Annotated in this window: 16 protein-coding genes; 13 read left to right on the top strand and 3 right to left on the bottom strand. The window is 61.8% G+C overall.

Features of this window, described 5'->3' with window-relative positions:
• The first annotated feature begins 87 nt into the window (after window positions 1-87).
• Complete coding sequence (locus ACMUVN_RS13415; RefSeq protein ID WP_183844838.1) at window positions 88-1,872, top strand: APC family permease; 1,785 nt, start codon at window positions 88-90, stop codon at window positions 1,870-1,872.
• A 108-nt stretch (window positions 1,873-1,980) separates the two neighbouring features.
• On the opposite strand, the gene ACMUVN_RS13410 is transcribed toward ACMUVN_RS13415, so the two are convergent.
• From ACMUVN_RS13410 to ACMUVN_RS13400, 3 genes are all read right to left on the bottom strand, one after another.
• A complete protein-coding gene (locus ACMUVN_RS13410) occupies window positions 1,981-3,012 on the bottom strand; it encodes an aldo/keto reductase (RefSeq protein ID WP_183844837.1) in 1,032 nt (343 codons plus the stop codon).
• A 225-nt stretch (window positions 3,013-3,237) separates the two neighbouring features.
• The gene (locus ACMUVN_RS13405; protein ID WP_183905566.1) at window positions 3,238-4,506 is read right to left on the bottom strand and encodes a flavin monoamine oxidase family protein; all 1,269 of its coding nucleotides are present in this window, start codon (window positions 4,504-4,506) and stop codon (window positions 3,238-3,240) included.
• A 58-nt stretch (window positions 4,507-4,564) separates the two neighbouring features.
• Window positions 4,565-4,987, bottom strand: a complete 423-nt coding sequence (locus tag ACMUVN_RS13400; RefSeq protein ID WP_097622830.1) for a MarR family winged helix-turn-helix transcriptional regulator — start codon at window positions 4,985-4,987, stop codon at window positions 4,565-4,567.
• Window positions 4,988-5,076: 89 nt separating this feature from the next.
• Between ACMUVN_RS13400 and ACMUVN_RS13395 the strand changes: the two genes are divergently transcribed.
• The 12 genes from ACMUVN_RS13395 to ACMUVN_RS13340 all read left to right on the top strand — a co-directional run bounded on the left by ACMUVN_RS13395 (window position 5,077) and on the right by ACMUVN_RS13340 (window position 16,332).
• Window positions 5,077-5,967, top strand: a complete 891-nt coding sequence (locus tag ACMUVN_RS13395; protein WP_063476224.1) for a haloalkane dehalogenase — start codon at window positions 5,077-5,079, stop codon at window positions 5,965-5,967.
• A gap of 95 nt (window positions 5,968-6,062) precedes the next feature.
• Window positions 6,063-6,662: a class I SAM-dependent methyltransferase gene (locus ACMUVN_RS13390; RefSeq protein WP_063476223.1), complete on the top strand. Its 600-nt coding sequence runs from the start codon at window positions 6,063-6,065 to the stop codon at window positions 6,660-6,662.
• Between the two features lie 146 nt (window positions 6,663-6,808).
• Window positions 6,809-7,483: a response regulator transcription factor gene (locus ACMUVN_RS13385; RefSeq protein WP_414815154.1), complete on the top strand. Its 675-nt coding sequence runs from the start codon at window positions 6,809-6,811 to the stop codon at window positions 7,481-7,483.
• On the top strand, window positions 7,480-8,880 hold the full coding sequence (locus tag ACMUVN_RS13380) for a sensor histidine kinase (protein WP_063476221.1): 1,401 nt from the start codon (window positions 7,480-7,482) through the stop codon (window positions 8,878-8,880). Before ACMUVN_RS13385 ends, ACMUVN_RS13380 begins: the two co-directional genes overlap by 4 nt.
• Window positions 8,881-8,892: 12 nt before the next feature.
• Window positions 8,893-9,873: a 3'-5' exonuclease gene (locus ACMUVN_RS13375; RefSeq protein WP_097544646.1), complete on the top strand. Its 981-nt coding sequence runs from the start codon at window positions 8,893-8,895 to the stop codon at window positions 9,871-9,873.
• 189 nt (window positions 9,874-10,062) lie between these two features.
• Window positions 10,063-10,209: a DUF1127 domain-containing protein gene (locus ACMUVN_RS13370; RefSeq protein WP_003548073.1), complete on the top strand. Its 147-nt coding sequence runs from the start codon at window positions 10,063-10,065 to the stop codon at window positions 10,207-10,209.
• A 615-nt stretch (window positions 10,210-10,824) separates the two neighbouring features.
• Window positions 10,825-11,661: a 5-dehydro-4-deoxy-D-glucuronate isomerase gene (gene kduI, locus ACMUVN_RS13365; protein ID WP_097544647.1), complete on the top strand. Its 837-nt coding sequence runs from the start codon at window positions 10,825-10,827 to the stop codon at window positions 11,659-11,661.
• Window positions 11,658-12,422, top strand: a complete 765-nt coding sequence (kduD, locus tag ACMUVN_RS13360; protein ID WP_280178053.1) for a 2-dehydro-3-deoxy-D-gluconate 5-dehydrogenase KduD — start codon at window positions 11,658-11,660, stop codon at window positions 12,420-12,422. The genes kduI and kduD overlap by 4 nt, the downstream gene beginning before the upstream one ends.
• Before the next feature lie 281 nt (window positions 12,423-12,703).
• Window positions 12,704-13,039, top strand: coding sequence for an ArsR/SmtB family transcription factor (locus ACMUVN_RS13355; RefSeq protein WP_414815153.1), 336 nt, complete (start codon window positions 12,704-12,706; stop codon window positions 13,037-13,039).
• Window positions 13,040-13,358: 319 nt separating this feature from the next.
• Complete coding sequence (locus tag ACMUVN_RS13350) at window positions 13,359-14,402, top strand: flavin-containing monooxygenase (RefSeq protein ID WP_183844832.1); 1,044 nt, start codon at window positions 13,359-13,361, stop codon at window positions 14,400-14,402.
• Window positions 14,403-14,693: 291 nt separating this feature from the next.
• A complete protein-coding gene (locus ACMUVN_RS13345) occupies window positions 14,694-15,245 on the top strand; it encodes a GNAT family N-acetyltransferase (RefSeq protein ID WP_183844831.1) in 552 nt (183 codons plus the stop codon).
• Window positions 15,246-15,588: 343 nt separating this feature from the next.
• The gene (locus ACMUVN_RS13340; RefSeq protein WP_183844830.1) at window positions 15,589-16,332 is read left to right on the top strand and encodes a FadR/GntR family transcriptional regulator; all 744 of its coding nucleotides are present in this window, start codon (window positions 15,589-15,591) and stop codon (window positions 16,330-16,332) included.
• Window positions 16,333-16,337: the final 5 nt, after the last annotated feature.

Here is a 16,337-nt window from a genome sequence, read left to right as displayed (position 1 = left end):
CCGGGCCGGCTTGAGACTGTCAGGGAGACACGTTCAGGGAGACGTACAAAGATACGTCCGGAACAAATCGAATGGGGAATTTCACCGATGACAGATGTTGTGGAGGCCGGAATTGCATCCGGCACCGAGGGTAAGCTTGTACGCGCGCTCGATTGGAAGGGCGCATTCTGGGTGGCTGCGGGCGTGCCGCCGCTCGTTCTTTTCTCCATCGGCGGTATCGCGGGCACGACGGGCAAGCTCGCCTTCGTCGTCTGGATCATCTCGATGGTGATGGGTTTCCTGCAATCCTTCACCTATGCCGAAATCGCCGGCATGTTCGGCAACAAATCCGGCGGCGCCTCGGTCTATGGCGCCACCGCCTGGCTGCGTTATTCGAAATTCATCGCGCCGCTGTCTGTCTGGTGCAACTGGTTTGCCTGGTCGCCGGTGCTGTCGCTCGGCTGCGCCATCGCCGCCGGCTACATCCTCAATGCCTTCTACCCGATTCCGGCGGCGGATTCGCAAATGGTCCTCGACTGGATCGCCGCCCATGCCGCTTCCATCACGGCCGATAGCCCCCGCGTCGCCGAATATATCGCAGCCCATGCCGGCACCACCCCCGATGACGCCGTCAAGGCATTGCTCAGCACCGACGGTGTCGCGGCGCTCACGCCGGCGATCCGCAACTGGTCGCTCGTCACCTTCAACATCCCCTTCCTTGCCACCGCCAATATCAATGCCACCTTCTTCATCGGCGGCATCCTGATGCTGATCATCTTCGCGATCCAGCATCGCGGCATCTCGGAAACGGCCAGCGTACAGAAGTGGCTGGCAATCATCGTGCTGGTGCCGCTGCTGATCATCGGTCTTTACCCGATCGTCAGCGGCCAGATCCTTGCCACCAACGTCACCGGCCTCGTGCCGCCGACGGCTGCCTATGCTGCCGCCGACGGCACCTGGAGCAACGGCGGCTGGACGCTCTTCCTCGGCGGCCTCTATATCGCCGCCTGGTCGACCTACGGCTTCGAGACGGCGGTCTGCTACACCCGCGAACTGAAGAACCCGAAGACCGACACCTTCAAGGCGATCTTCTATTCCGGCCTTGCCTGCTGCCTGTTCTTCTTCCTCGTGCCCTTCGCCTTCCAGGGCGTTCTCGGCCATGCAGGCATGCTCGCCCCCGGCATCGTCGACGGCACCGGCGTTGCCGAAGCGCTCGGCGGCCTGATCGGCGCCGGCCGGATCGTCACCCAGCTGCTCGTCGTGTTGATGATCATGGCGCTCTTCCTCGCCATCATGACGGCGATGGCCGGCTCGTCGCGCACGCTCTACCAGGGCTCGAAGGACGGCTGGCTGCCGAAATACCTCGACCACGTCAATGAGAATGGCGCGCCGACGCGGGCGATGTGGACCGATTTCGCCTTCAATCTCTTCCTGCTGGCAATCGCCTCGGATGTCGGCGGCTATTTCTTCGTGCTCGCCGTCTCGAATGTCGGCTACATCATCTTCAACTTCCTGAACCTCAACTCCGGCTGGATCCACCGGGTGGATTCCGGCCATATCGAACGCCCCTGGAAGGCGCCGACGTGGCTGATCGGCCTCAACACCGTGCTCGCCTTCGTCAACGCCCTCTTCCTCGGCGCCGGCGCCAAGGTATGGGGCTATTCCAATGCGCTCTGGGTCGGCTTCATCTTCGCCGCCCTGATCCTGCCCGTCTTCGCCTATCGCCACTATGTGCGCGACGGCGGCAAGTTCCCGGCCGGCGCGATGGAGGATCTCGGTCTGGTCGGCCAGGATCTCGGCGTCAAGAAAGCCGGCATCCTGCCTTACCTGGCGCTCGCCGGCGGCTTGGCGATCGTCCTGATCGCCAACGTGATCTTCCAGCTTCCGGCCTAAAATCGCCTCCCAAGCAGCAAGGCCGAAAAGCCGCCATGGAAACATGGCGGCTTTCTTCGTTGGTGTTGCAGACCGGGCGAGACGACTCATCCGGTTATGGGCGGAGACTCAGCGGCCGCCCTCGATCTTGCGGTGGCGCTGGTTGATGCCGCCCTTGCCGTAGGGATAGTCGAACGGCTGAGGGGCGCTCACCTCGTTCAATCTTGCCATGTCATCATCGGAGAGCTTGAGCTTCATGGCGCCGAGATTGTCGGCGAGCTGTTCGGGCGTGCGGGCGCCGAGGATGACCGAGGTGATCGCCGGCTGTGCCGCCGTCCAGGCGAGCGCCACCTGCACCATGCTGACGCCATGCCCCTTGGCGATCTCTTCGACAACAGCGATGATCGCCCAGGTTCGCTCCAGCGCATTGCGCGGCGCATAGGATTCGCCGCCGCGATTGGGGTTTTCACCGAGGCGGGTAGCACCCGTCGGCATCTCGTCGCGCTTGTACTTGCCGGTCAGCCAGCCGCCGCCGAGCGGCGACCACGGCAGCAGGCCCATGCCGGCATCCTGGCAGGCCGCGACAATCTCAAGTTCGATGTCGCGCACCAGCAGGTTATATTGCGGCTGCAGCGTCACCGGGCGGGTATAACCGCGTGCCTTGGCGATTTCCGAGGCCTTGGCGATGTGCCAGCCGACATAATTGGAGAAGCCGTAATAGGCGATCTTGCCGGAGGAAACCGCATCGTCGAGAAAGCGCAGCGTCTCTTCGATCGGCGTCAGCGCATCCCAGGCATGCATCTGATAGAGATCGATCTGCTCAAGGCCGAGGCGGCGCAGAGAATCGTCGAGCGCCTGGCCGAGATGCCGGCGCGACAGGCCGATATCGTTGGGTCCGTTGCCCATCGGGAAACGCCCCTTGGTGGCGACGATCGCCTGGCGGGCCTCGGTCGGGCGCGCTTTCAGCCAGCCTCCGATGATCTCTTCCGACTTGCCGGCGCTGTAGACATCGGCGGTATCGATGAAATTGCCGCCCCAGGCGAAATAATCGTCGAGCAGTTTATGCGAGGCGGCCTCGTCAGCCTCCGCGCCGAACGTCATGGTGCCGAGGCAATAGGCGGTGACGACGGTCCCGCTGGGACCGAGCTTGCGATAGTCCATTTCTTCCTCCTCATGCGGATACCCGCAGCCGACGCGCAAACGGTCGGGGTAGAAGCCGGGGCTCCTGCAATCAATGACAATATTGAGCTTGAGGCGGCCGCTTGCCGCCGGATGACGTACCGCGCCCTGAGCTCGCAGCGCAGGGGCGAGGGGGAGCATAGCCAATCCCGCCCTCGCGACAAGTGAGAAAAAAATTTTCCCGCCTGCCGTCGCAGCCGGCGACGGTTACGGATTTTGCGAAAACGAGCCGGCGATCAGATCGGCCGCAGCAACCCCGGTCTCGTAGGCGCCGTGCGCCGTTGAATAGCGCGACGTCGAACAGGCTTCGCCGGCAAAGAAGATCCGCCCGTCATGCGGCGCGGCGAGACGGCCGCGCAAATTGGACGCGCCGGGTTCGGCATAGGAATAGGAGCCGCCGATATGGGGCACAGCGGCCCAGGCCGACAGTGCGGCGACCGACAATTGCTTGCGAATGTCAGCGCCGAAATGCGCTGCCAATTCGTTGCACGCGAAGGAAAAGGCGGCCTCGCTGCCTTGCCCTTCCAGATCATGCGCGAGGTCGCCGGCGAAATAGGCCTCGACGACAGGCGCGCCGAACGGCCGGAGCTGATAGGTGCCGGTCGCGCCACGACTGGTGGAACCGAGCATATGCGTATCCGCCGGCAGCGCCTCCGGATTTGCGAGCCTCAGGAAGAGCTTGTCGGCGAGGCCGAGCGGCAAACGGGCTGCCGCCTCGATCTTGTCAGGCAGAGGCGGGTCGAAGGCGATCCTGCCGGCGGCAAGCACATTCGTCGACACGGTCACCAGCACGGCGCGGGCACGGAGCACACCCTGGTTCGTCTCGATGCCGATACGGCCGGCATGACGGTGGTCGATGCGCGTCACCTCGGTGCCGAGCCTTGCCGGAACCGGCTTACCGTAACGCGAGACCAGCGTTCCATAACCCTCGCGCACCCGCCAGTCGGGACCGGGGCCGGGATCATATCTGTTGTAATCGACGATTGACGACCGCTCCAGCTCGGCGCCGGTGATATAAGTGCCGATCGCACGGATCTGGCCGTTCCAGGGATTGCCGGGCTCGAGCAATTCGGCCATGGCGGCGTCATTCCCCTCATGGCTCTCGAGACGCTCGAAATAGGCGCCGATCGCCTGCCTTGCGGCACGCGCTTCCGCGCCATCACGCTGAAGCTGGCGTCCGCCGTCGTTCCAGGGCGCCGGCGTGCGGTCGACCGTCAGTCCGACCTCGCCGGCGATCGCAGTCCAGGCATTGGTCCGCGCGCCATGCAGCCAGCCGCAGCCGAGATCGAGCGCAATATCGGCGTCAGGCAGTCCAACCGTCCAGGCGCGCCCGCCGAGACGATCGCCGGCTTCAAGCAGGAGGATGGACAGATCCGGGCGGAGCGCCTGCAAGCGACGGGCGGCGGCAATACCGGCAGCTCCACCGCCGATGATGACGACATCCGCGTCGGCACCCTTGCTATCGTCACCAGGCATCTATTTTCCTTCGGTCGCGCGACGGTTAAGTGGAAAGGGGCAAGGCAGTGCCGCTTCGCTATTGCAACTGTGCCAGCAGCCGCCGGAGCGCTGTCCGCAGATCGTCCATTTGCTGCTGGCTGGTCAAGGCGGCCCAGCTTTCATCGACGCGCCGGCCCGCCGCCATCGCTATCGGCCTGACTCCTTGGCCTTTTTCCGTCAGAAACACCAGCCGGCCGCGCCGATCGTTCGGATCGGGCCGGCGCTCGACATAACCCAAGCGCTCGAGTTCTTCCACGGCCTGGGTCATCGTCTGCTTGCGAACACGGGCGAGCTTGGTCAGCTCGCTGACCTGAATGCCCTCGGGTCGCGCGAAGGTGAAGACGTTGGCGTGCGGCGGGCGGATATCTCCGTAGCCGGCCTCATCGAGTGCCGCTTCGACAGCCTGTGTCCAATGCTGATGGACCAGACGCAACAACAGGCCAAGGGACGAAGACGCCATGAAACCCCCGCGGCAATATAGACAGTTACCTGTCTATATGATAAATGGACAGTTGCCTGCCTATATAGCACGAAAGCGCGGAGCTCCATATGCCGACCATCGATATTCTCACCTCGTTCATCTCCTACGAGGAACTGGGGGAGGGCGACCCGATTGTCTTCCTCCACGGCAATCCCACTTCATCGCATCTCTGGCGGAACATCATGCCAGGCGTCGGGCCAGGCCGTTGCCTGGCGCCCGATCTGATCGGCATGGGACGCTCCGGCAAACCCGATATCGACTATCGCTATGGCGATCACATCGCCTATCTCGACGCCTGGTTCGAGGCGCTTGACCTCGACGACGTCGTGCTCGTCGGCCACGACTGGGGCGGTGCGCTGGCATTCGACTGGGCTTCGCGCCACGCCGAACGTGTGCGCGGCATCGCCTTCATGGAAACCATCCTGCGGCCGATGAGTTGGGAGGATCTGCCAGGCGGCGGAAAGGCGCGTTATGAACTGTTGCGGGGCGCCGGAACAGGCGAGGCCAAGGTCCTCGATGAAAATTTCTTCATTGAGCAGGCCTTGCGTGCAACCACGCTGAAAGGGCTTAGCGATGCCGACTGGGATGTCTACCGCGCTCCCTATCCGGACCGTAACAGCCGGCGCCCGCTGCTGGAATGGCCGCGCGCCATGCCCATCAACGGCGAGCCGGCCGATGTGGTCGCCAGGATCGAGAACTATGACCGCTGGCTTTCCGCCAGTCCTCAGACTCCCAAGCTGCTGCTGACCTTCGACGGGCCTGCCGAAACGCTGTTGATCGGCAGCGAGATGATTTCGTGGTGCCGCGACAACATCGCAGGCCTGGAGACCAGGGGGTGCGGGCCTTCGCGCCACATTGCCCCTGAGGACCAGCCCGAGGCGATTGCCGCCGAAATCAAAAGCTGGATCGACAGGAGGGGTCTCAGGGCAGCGCAGCCGAAGGTCGAGTCTCAGGTATAAAATCTGCGTCTGCGTCACCGTGACTGCGCCATGACAGACTGTTGCAATGTTGAGCCGGTTCATGGGCGGGATCAATCAGCCGCTGTGAAGGTCCAATGCCCCGTTTCGATCGACGACGCTTTCTTCTCGCCTGGCTTCGCGCGCCGTTGCGCATCGCTTCGATCACACCATCAGGCCCCCGCCTTGCGGGCCTGATGACCAAGGAAATTTCTGCGCTCACCGGGCCGGTTCTCGAACTCGGTCCGGGCACCGGCGTTTTCACCGCGGCCCTTTTGCAACGCGGCATTGCCGAGCGGGATCTGACGCTGGTGGAATACGAGCGTGATTTCGCCACGTTGTTGCAGGACCGCTTTCCCGATGCCAGGGTGCTGCAGGTGGACGTGCGGCAGATGTGGAAGACGTCGCTTTCCGGAAGTTTCTTCGGCGGCGTCGTCAGCGGGCTTCCGCTTCTTGCCATGCGGCCGGACGACGTGCAGGCGCTGCTCGAGGACTGCTTTGCCAACCTCAGGCCGCACGGCGCCTTCTATCAATTCACCTACGGGCCGAAATGCCCGGTGCCTGCCGAAATCCTCGACGCCCTCGGCCTTGTCTCAAAAAAGATCGGCTGGACGTTGCGCAATATTCCGCCGGCCGCGGTCTATCGCATCAGCCGCCGCTACCAGCCAATGGCCCTGATCGAGCAGCGCCGCGCATGATGACGGATACGATCCTTTCCGACGAAGCGGCGCTCTTGCATTCGATACGCCACGGGCACCGCAGACTTGCTTGAGGGTGATATGGTTTCCACCTATGGATCGACGGCCCCGACAAGCCCCCATAGGCCCTGCGACAGGAATGTGAGATGCGCATATTACTGATCGAGGATGAACCTCAAATGGCCGCAGCACTCCGAGGGGCGCTCACCAGGCACGACATGGTGATGGACCACGTTTCGAGCTTGGGCGACGCCGAACTGGTGATCGGCGACGGCGCCCATGACGCCGTCCTCCTGGATCGGCAGCTGCCAGACGGCGACGGTCTTGAGCTTATTCCGAAGATCCGCAAAAGGGGATTGACGCTACCGGTCATCGTCATCACCGCCAAGGGAGAGGTTCCAGACAGGATCACCGGCTTGGAGACCGGCGCCGACGATTACCTCGCCAAGCCCTTCGTCTTCGACGAACTTCTGGCGCGGCTGCGTGCCGTCATGCGCCGCTCCGAAACCTTGCGCCCCGCGCTGATCTCGATCGGCCGGCTTTCATTCGATCCGACCTATTGCGAGATCATCGTCTCCGGCCGGCGTCTGGAAATGCCGCGCCGGGAAGCGCTGGTGCTCGAATGCCTCGTGCGCCGGGCCGGCCGCATGGTGCCGCGACCGGCCTTGATGGAAGCGGTTTTCGGCTTCGACGACGAGATCCAGTCGAACGCGCTCGATTCCCACATATCGCGGCTGCGGCGCAAGCTGGCAGCGTCGCAGGCGGGCGTGGTCATCAACGTTATCCGGGGCGTGGGTTATCTCCTGCGTGAGGCATCATGAGCAAACATTGCTCCTATTCGCTGCACAAGCGGCTGTTCTGGCGGCTTCTTGCCGTCCAGTCGGTCGTGCTCATCCTGGTGATGATCGTGCTGATCTCGGTGGCCAAGATATGGGATTACCGGTCGACGGAAGGTACGATCGAGATTCTGCGCCAGGCCGTCTTCCGCCAGCCCACCGGAGCGTTGGGCCTGAGGGAGACCGAGGATATCAGGCAGTTGCGGAAAGATGCGCCCGATCTCTGGTACACCATTCGCGACATGCAGGGGCATGTTTTGACCGAGGGCCGGATTCCGGAAGAATATGCCAGCATCGGCAATACGCTCGATCATGTCGGCCAGGCGCGCTTCGGCGAGAATCTCGGCGACCACGACCGTCCGGCGGCAAGGATGAAGTGGATTGCGATGGATGGGGGACAGGTGCAGTTCCTGACCGGCACCGACGGCCCCAACCCGCTCGCCCCTTTCCTGTTCGGCGTTTCGCTGATCCTTGCGAAAATGGTGATTCCCATCGTTGCGGTGATGGCGTTGGGAGCGCTGATCGCAACGCCGCTCGTCGTGCGAAGGTCGCTGGTCGGGATCGACCAGGCCGCGTTGCAGGCCGATACGATCGATATCGACCAGCGCGGCGGCCGGCTCTCGGCAGACGATATTCCCGACGAGATCGCGCCGCTGGTGCGTGCCGTCAACCGCGCGCTCGGCCGTCTCGACGAGGGGTATGAGCGGCAGGAACGGTTTCTGACCGACGCCGCCCATGAACTGCGCACGCCAATCGCCATTCTGAATACGAGAATTGGATCCCTGCCGCACAGTTCGATCAAGACCGACCTTCTGGAAGATGCCGCAAGGCTCGCCGTCCTCACCGAGCAGATGCTCGATCTTCAGCGGCTGAAACAGGGCAAGGTCCAGTTCAGCAAGGTCGATTTGGGGCAGCTGGCGCGCAAGGTCATCATCGAGATGGCGCCGCTGGCCTTTGCCGCCGGTTATACGGTGCAGTTCGAGGTCGACGGCGCCGGAGAGATCGACGGCGATCCTCTGGCGCTGCAGCGCGCCCTGATGAACATCCTGCAGAACGCGATCAACCACGGCGGCAGGAAAGGCATCATCTCGCTGACGTCAGGCTGCAACTGGATCGAGGTCAGCGACGAGGGACCAGGCATTCCCGCCGATGTCCGGGATCGGATATTCGAGCCCTTCTTCAAGCGCCATCATGACGGACGCGGCGCTGGCCTCGGCCTCAATCTGGTTCGCGACATCATCCGTTTGCATGGCGGCGAGGTGACGATCGACAACCGCAATCCCGGCGCGGTCTGCCGGTTGAGCTTCCCGCTGGAGAGGGCCGCAGGTGGGGACACTCCACAGCGGCTGGCGCGAGTGATGGATTCAATCGCCTCTCCGTGACATATAGATTCGATGAGCGTGCATAGAGATTCGCAACTCGACATGTTTGCTAAGGCATCGCCCGCGATCGCCAAGGCGCGCGGTCCATCGCGCCGGCCGCCGTCGCAGCCGGCCGGCTCTTCCCAAGAAGACATGGCGCGGACGCTGGAAGAGAGCGGCAATTATCGCATCCTGAGAAAACTCGCCGCCCGGCCGATTGCGCCCGTCAGACGGCCGGGATTTTCGCGGCTCGGCGTCGTTCTCGACACCGAGACGACAGGTCTCAGCCACCGCAACGACGAGATCATCGAAATCGGCGCCGTCGCCTTCACCTTCAACGATGACGGCGCGATCGGCGACATCGTCGGCATTTATGGCGGCCTGCAACAACCGTCCCGGCCGATCCCGCCCGAGATCACCCGGCTGACGGGCATCACCGATGCGATGGTCGAAGAACAGGTCATCGATATCCAGGCGTTGCGGTCCCTGATCGAGCCGGCGGATCTGATCATTGCCCACAATGCCGGTTTCGACCGGCCGTTCTGCGAGGCCTTCTCGACAATTTTCGCCGGCAAGGCCTGGGCATGCTCGGTGTCGGAGATCGACTGGAGCGCCCGGGGTTTCGAGGGCACGAAGCTCGGCTATCTCGTCGGCCAGGCCGGATATTTCCATGACGGCCATCGCGCGGTGGACGATTGCCACGCGCTGCTGGAAATTCTCGATCGAGAGCAGGGCGAGAGTGAAAGCCCGTTCACCGAGCTTTATCGCGCCAGCCAGCGTTCGCGCATCCGTATCTTTGCCGAACACAGCCCGTTCGAGATGAAGGACCACCTGAAGGCGAGGGGCTATCGCTGGTCTGATGGAAGCGATGGCCGGCTGAAGTCGTGGTGGATCGAGGTCGACGAAGACGGCCTCGGCGACGAGCTTTCCTATCTGCGCGCGGAGATTTACCGGTGGAAAGAAGCAGAACCACCGCTCGTGCGGCTGACGGCCTTCGATCGCTTCAAATCCTGATCGCGAAGCGGTTCCGATCGTGACCGCGAAATCGCCCATAGATAGCGACCCATGCAGGCACCGCATAGGTGCAGTGATGCATTGGCGCTGCAACAATCGAAGGTCTCGTACTATATAGAACTCATCGAAGCGAACGAAGCGCCAAGGACTGGCAGCTAGGCTTCGAAAGCCCACGGAAAGGGGATCATTATGAACGTAGCACGCTCTTTTAACAACTGGCGCAAGTACCGTCAGACGGTCGCTGAACTGGGTCGCATGTCCGCACGCGAACTGGACGACCTCGGCATCGGCCGCAGCGAAATCCGCAATGTCGCCCGCGCAGCCATCGCCCGCTAACGGCAACTAAGACTACGCATTTTCGAGACTGTGCCCAGCGCCTGCTTCCTCCCGAGCGGGCGCTTTGCTTTTGTGTTTCCGGTGGATGGATCACGGGCAGTCGAGCCGCCCGCTTTTCGCATAACGCATAGCTGCCTTGCAAAGAAATGCCTATCAACTGGGCAAGAAATAAGTATGATTATTTCTATCGAAGCGATGCACCTCCTCCCGCATCCCTTCGATATACAGGCGCCCCATCCTCCTCCCAGGGTCGTCTGTGGAACGACAGCACTCCTCCTCCCAGCTGTCGTTCGGTTCTTTTCGAAAGCCTGCCGCACCTCCTCCCGCGGCAGGCTTTTTCGTTTTGGCCGACAGAAATTCTAGCGGGGCTGAGAAACGAGCACCTGCGATCCGTCGCTTGGGAGATGACAGTTTTCCCGTTTATTGTTGATTTTATTCCCTATTTTCCCGGTCCGCTTGCTGCCGCGCGCGAGCCTGCAGAAACATATTGACTCCGAACTTGTCGTACAACTATGTAACCGTATGGTTCATTGCCGAGCGGAGCGGACGGTCGAACCGAGCCGGCTTTCGCGACAGCAACAACGCTTGACGACAACGAAAACTGAGGAATTCGACATGCAGACCGACGTCAGACATGCCTCCCATCCCGAGGCAGTGCGCAATTTCGACACCGAAACGCTGCGGCGTCACTTTCTGGTCGAGACCATCTTCGAGGGCGGCGAGATCCGGCTCACCTATTCCCATTACGACCGCATGGTCATCGGCGGCGCCACACCGCTCGATACCGGGCTGACACTGACGGCGCCGACGGCGATCGGACAGGAAACCTTCCTTGCCGAGCGTGAACTCGGCGCGCTGAACATCGGCGGCGCCGGCCGTATCGTCGTCGACGGTACCAGCTACGATCTCGCCAAGTATGATTGCCTCTATGCTGGCAAGGGTGCCAAGGATATCCGGTTCGAGAGCGCCGATGCCGCCAATCCGGCAAAGTTCTATCTGGTCTCGACTCCGGCCCATCAAACGCACCCGACCGTGTTGCTCACCCGCGAAAAGGCCCGTCACCTGACGCCCGGCGAAGCCGCGACGGCCAACAAGCGGTCGATCTACCAGTTCATCCATCCGGACGTCTGCCAGTCCTGCCAGCTCACGCTCGGCTTCACCATGATCGAGCCGGGCAGCGTCTGGAACACCATGCCGGCCCATACGCATGACCGCCGCATGGAAGCCTATCTCTATTTCGATCTCGAAGCCGAGCAGCGCGTCTTCCACTTCATGGGCGAGCCGCAACAGACCCGGCATATGCTCGTCGCCAACGAGCAGGCGGTCATCTCGCCGCCCTGGTCGATCCATTCGGGCGCCGGCACCAAGAACTACAGCTTCATCTGGGCGATGGCCGGCGACAATAAGAGCTTCACCGACATGGACCATATCGCCATTGCGGATCTGAGGTGAGCGCCGTGGCCAATCCCTTCGACCTGTCCGGCAGGACTGCCGTCGTTACCGGCGCCAATACCGGCCTCGGCCAGGCGATCGCGGCGGCGCTGGCCGAGGCCGGCGCGTCGATCGTCGCCGTCGGCCGCTCCTCGATGGACGAAACCGAGGCGCTGGTGAAGCAAGCGGGAAGCCGCTTCCATGTCATCAAGGCCGATCTCGCCAGCATCGAACCGGTAAAGGGGATCGTCGCCGAGACCATCCAGACTTTCGGCGGCCTCGACATCCTCGTCAACAATGCCGGCATCATCCGCCGTGCCGATGCGCTCGACTTCACCGAGGAGGACTGGGATGCGGTGATCGACGTCAATCTGAAGACCGCCTTCTTCCTGTCGCAGGCGGCCGGCCGCCATATGGTCGAGAAGGGCAGGGGCAAGATCATCAACATCGCCTCGCTGCTCTCCTTCCAGGGCGGCATCCGGATCCCGTCCTATACGGCCTCGAAAAGCGGGCTTGCCGGACTGACCAAGCTGCTGGCCTGCGAATGGGCCGGCAAGGGCGTCAACGTCAACGCCATCGCCCCCGGCTACTTCGTTACCAACAACACCACGGCGCTGCGCGAGGATGCCGACCGCAATGCCGCCATCCTTGCCCGCATCCCGGCCGGGCGCTGGGGAACGCCGTCCGAACTCGGCGGTGCGGCCGTATTCCTGGCATCGTCGGCGTCCGACTACGTGCATGGAACGGTGCTACCCGTCGATGGCGGTTGGCTGGCGCGGTGATCCGCCCATTGAACGACGACTGCATCATTCAAAGTGCGACAGCGCCGCGCGTCTGAGAAGATACGCGGCGCTGTCGGCATAGAGCTGCTGTTGCTCGATCGCGAGCTTGAGGGCTTGGCGGAGCGTGAGGAACAAGCGCTGGAGGAGGACTAACGCCTATGCTGGCACAGCCTAGGCGCCACTTTTGGGTGACTACATCGTCTGACCTATTGACGCGTGCATGAATGTGCACATATACATTCTTTATGACGGAGAATTCCACCACAATCGATAGTTCCTGTATGAGTCGCCAAGCTGCGGCCGACAAAATTGCCCGCATCCTCGATGCGCAGTTCTTCCGCGCTCTGTGCGAACCCGTCCGCATCGAGATCATATTGGTCCTGATCCGAAAGGGTCGATCGGATGTTGGTGCCATCGCCGAAGAGCTTCCGCAGGACCGCTCGGTGATCTCTCGGCATCTCCAAGTGCTCGAACGCGGGGGGATCGTGTGCGCCAGCCAGGAAGGGCGGCATGTGTTCTATGAACTTGACGCTTCCACCAGCGTCCAGCGCTTTGAGGCAATCCTGGGCCAGCTCAGAGCTCTGCTGCCGCTGTGTTGCCCGGCCAAGCCGCGATAGATCGATAGAGTTTTGCCATAAATATGCATAAGGACGCACAGATGCATGTACTATTTATTGCTCCCGTGCAGCCTCGGATCGCAGGCGCGCCATGTTGATCGCCGCGACAACTTTCGTGAGCTGCACAAGCACTGGCATTCCAGTCCTTCCTGGCGGCGCATCTCTACCGCACCGATCCATCTTGCCGACGCGTGCAATCGCTCGGGAGGTTCGCGGCCTGCTGTGACCACCCTGTGGTCGGGATCAGGAATTTCTACGCTCCCTCTCCATTCTGAAGAACGCTTATCGCGACGTAGGTTGCAAAAGAGGTATTTTCCAAATGACAGCTGTTCAAAATCTGGATGTACTGGTCATCGGCGCAGGTCAGGCGGGGCTCGCGGCCGCCTGGCACCTACAACGCGCGGGTCTGAACTTCCTTGTTCTGGAAGCGTCCGACGCCGTCGGTGGAGCGTGGAACCTCTACTATGACAGCCTCACACTCTTTTCGCCGCGGCGCTTCTCCGAGTTGCCCGGAATGGCCTTCCCCAAGGCGGCAGGTGAATATCCGCGCAAGAATGAGGTCAGCGCCTATCTTGCGGCCTATGCCGACAGTTTCGGCTTCCCAATCCGCACGCGCTGCAACATCGTATCGGTGCGGCATGATGGTCGGCTATTCACGGCTCTGAACGATGGCGGCAACGTGTTCGAAGCTGCCAACGTGATCGTCGCAGCAGGCGGTTTCGCCACGCCAAACTGGCCGAAGATTCCCGGCGAAAACACATTCAAGGGAACAACCCTCCACGCCTACGCCTACCGTAACCCGACAGGATACGAGGGAAAGCGCATCGTTGTGGTGGGAGGGGGCAACTCCGCCGTCCAGATCGCGGCCGAGCTGGCGGATTGCGCGGACGTGACCCTCACCACGCGGGAGCCCATCAAATATCTGCCTCAGCGCGTGCTTGGCCTGGACCTGCACTATTGGCTCTGGTTGACGCGCCTTGATCGTACCCGCCTGTTCAATGGCGGGGGAACGCCGGTCCTCGATGACGGCACCTACAAGGCCACCATCGCGGCGGGCCGTCCGCGACACCGCGCAATGTTCAGCTACTATACCGAAAACGGGGTCGTTTGGCCGGATGGCGAGGAGAATGAGATCAATACGGTGATCTATGCAACCGGCTACCGCCCCACAGCCGGCTTCCTCGCAGAGCTGCCGGGCGCGCTCGATATGGACGGCAGGCCCAGGCAGCACGACGGGATTGCCGATCTGCTGCCGGGTCTGTTCTTTGTCGGCATCCCCAATCAGCGGAATCTTGCATCCGCCACCCTGCGCGGCGTCGGCCCGGATGCCGACTATATCGTCAGCGCAATGAAGCGACGCTGATGGCCGCCGCTATCCGTGGTGATGCCGGCGGAAAACATGGCGAAGAGCTCCGCCCAGCGTTACGATTCACGAGATGATGCTGATGATAGACCGACACCTGCGACCGGAAACCTATGCCAAGGCGACCGCACCATTGTCCACTCCTCCAGCTGCGAGGGCCGCGGCATAGGCGGCATCCACGATTGCGCGTCTGAGCGCTGAAGGCGAAATGTGGTCGTGGTATATTTATGTCGCCCGGCGATTCTCCATTAACATTCGTTCGACTTCCGCGGAATATTCAGGAAGGCAAACATGTTTGACAGGCAACCGGTTCTCGAAAATCAGCGCGTCCATATTCGTCCGCTTACCCAAGGGGATTTTGACGCACTTTATGCGGTCGCATCCGATCCGCTGCTTTGGGAGTTGCATCCGGCATCAAATCGCTGGCAGAAAGACGTTTTCATTGAGCTTTTTAATGCCGCCATTGATTCAGGCGGGGCGCTGGCCGTGATAGACAAGGCTGCGAACCGGATCATTGGTTCGTCTCGCTTTAACATGCCCAATGTGAAATCTTCCAAGGCGGAAATCGGTTGGTCCTATCTCGCGAGGGATTATTGGGGCGGCGCTTGGAACCGCGAAATTAAGCGGATTTTGATGAGTCATGCATTCCGGTTCGTCGATACTGTCTACTTCCGCATTGCGGAGGCAAACATGCGTTCGCGCCGGGCAACTGAAAAGCTCGGCACGCGCCTGATCGAAAAGACGGAAATCATCAGAATGCCTGACGGAACGCCAGTCCTCCACGTCTTTTACGAGATCACGAAAGACGAATTTGCAGCCCAGGCACTGCTTCCGTCCCGCTAGGTCTAGGCCTTTCTCGTGAAGATAGAGAAGTAACAGTGACGGCTCTCGTTTCCGCAGTGCCCACTGATCACAAACCATGGTCGGCCGACTGCGATGAGACCACGTCTTTACTCATCGAAGAGCGAAACTGCATTGCTTTTAGAAAGGAGGAAGTGCCACTAATAACCTCAGGCGCAAGGATTGTCTGTTCGGCCAGTTAGCCGCAACTCGGCCGCCGCCGGTTTGAAATCACAAACCAAAAGCCACAGCCGTGACCGGCGTCGTTTTGCCTTTCCTGCCGGCATGCGTTAGCAAAAGGAAATGAGGCCGGCGCAGCCGCATCGACACGCAGGATTCAATAGGCATGACGGACAGGGACAAGGCGGTCTTCAACACCATGCGGCAGCCGGCTAATAACCTGCGCAGCGGCCTTGCGGATACGTTGACGGCGCAGATCGAGTCCGGCGACCTGAAACCCGGCCAGCGTCTGCCGACCGAACAGGCGATCATGCAGGCGACCGGCGTCAGCCGGACGATCGTTCGCGAAGCGCTCGCCGCGCTGCGCGCGAAAGGCCTGATCACCACGCGGCAAGGCCTTGGGGCGTTCGTCGCGAACGATCCGACGACCCGATCCTTCTCCATCATTCCCAACGACCTGCAATCGATCGACGAGGTTCTGCGCGTGCTGGAGCTGCGCATGGGGATCGAATACGAAGCCGCTGGCCTTGCCGCATTGCGACGCACGCAGGACGATATCGACCGCATGCAGGATCGTCTCGATGCCCTCGACAAGGCGCTCGAGGAGGGCGGTTACGGCGCGCAGGAGGATTACGCCTTCCACAGGTCCATTCTGGTCGCGACGCAGAACTCCTATTACAGCCGCCTCTTCGATACGTTCGGGGACATCATGGTGCCGCGGCAATGGGCGCGCCTGGACAAGATGACGGCAGTCGAGCGCAAGCGCCATGCGGCACGCATGCGCCGGGAACACCACGCGATATTCGCGGCGATCCGTGACCGAGAGGAGGCCGCCGCACGCCGTGCCATCCGGACCCACCTGTCGAAAAGTGCGGCGCGCTTCGAAGAGTTGCGCGACGCTACGGTATAATCCTT

The organism is Rhizobium sp. IY2 (genome assembly GCF_047532935.1).
GTDB lineage: Bacteria > Pseudomonadota > Alphaproteobacteria > Rhizobiales > Rhizobiaceae > Rhizobium > Rhizobium anhuiense.
The sequence above is the reverse complement of the archived record's forward strand: the minus strand, read 5'-3'. Positions and strand labels throughout refer to the sequence as shown.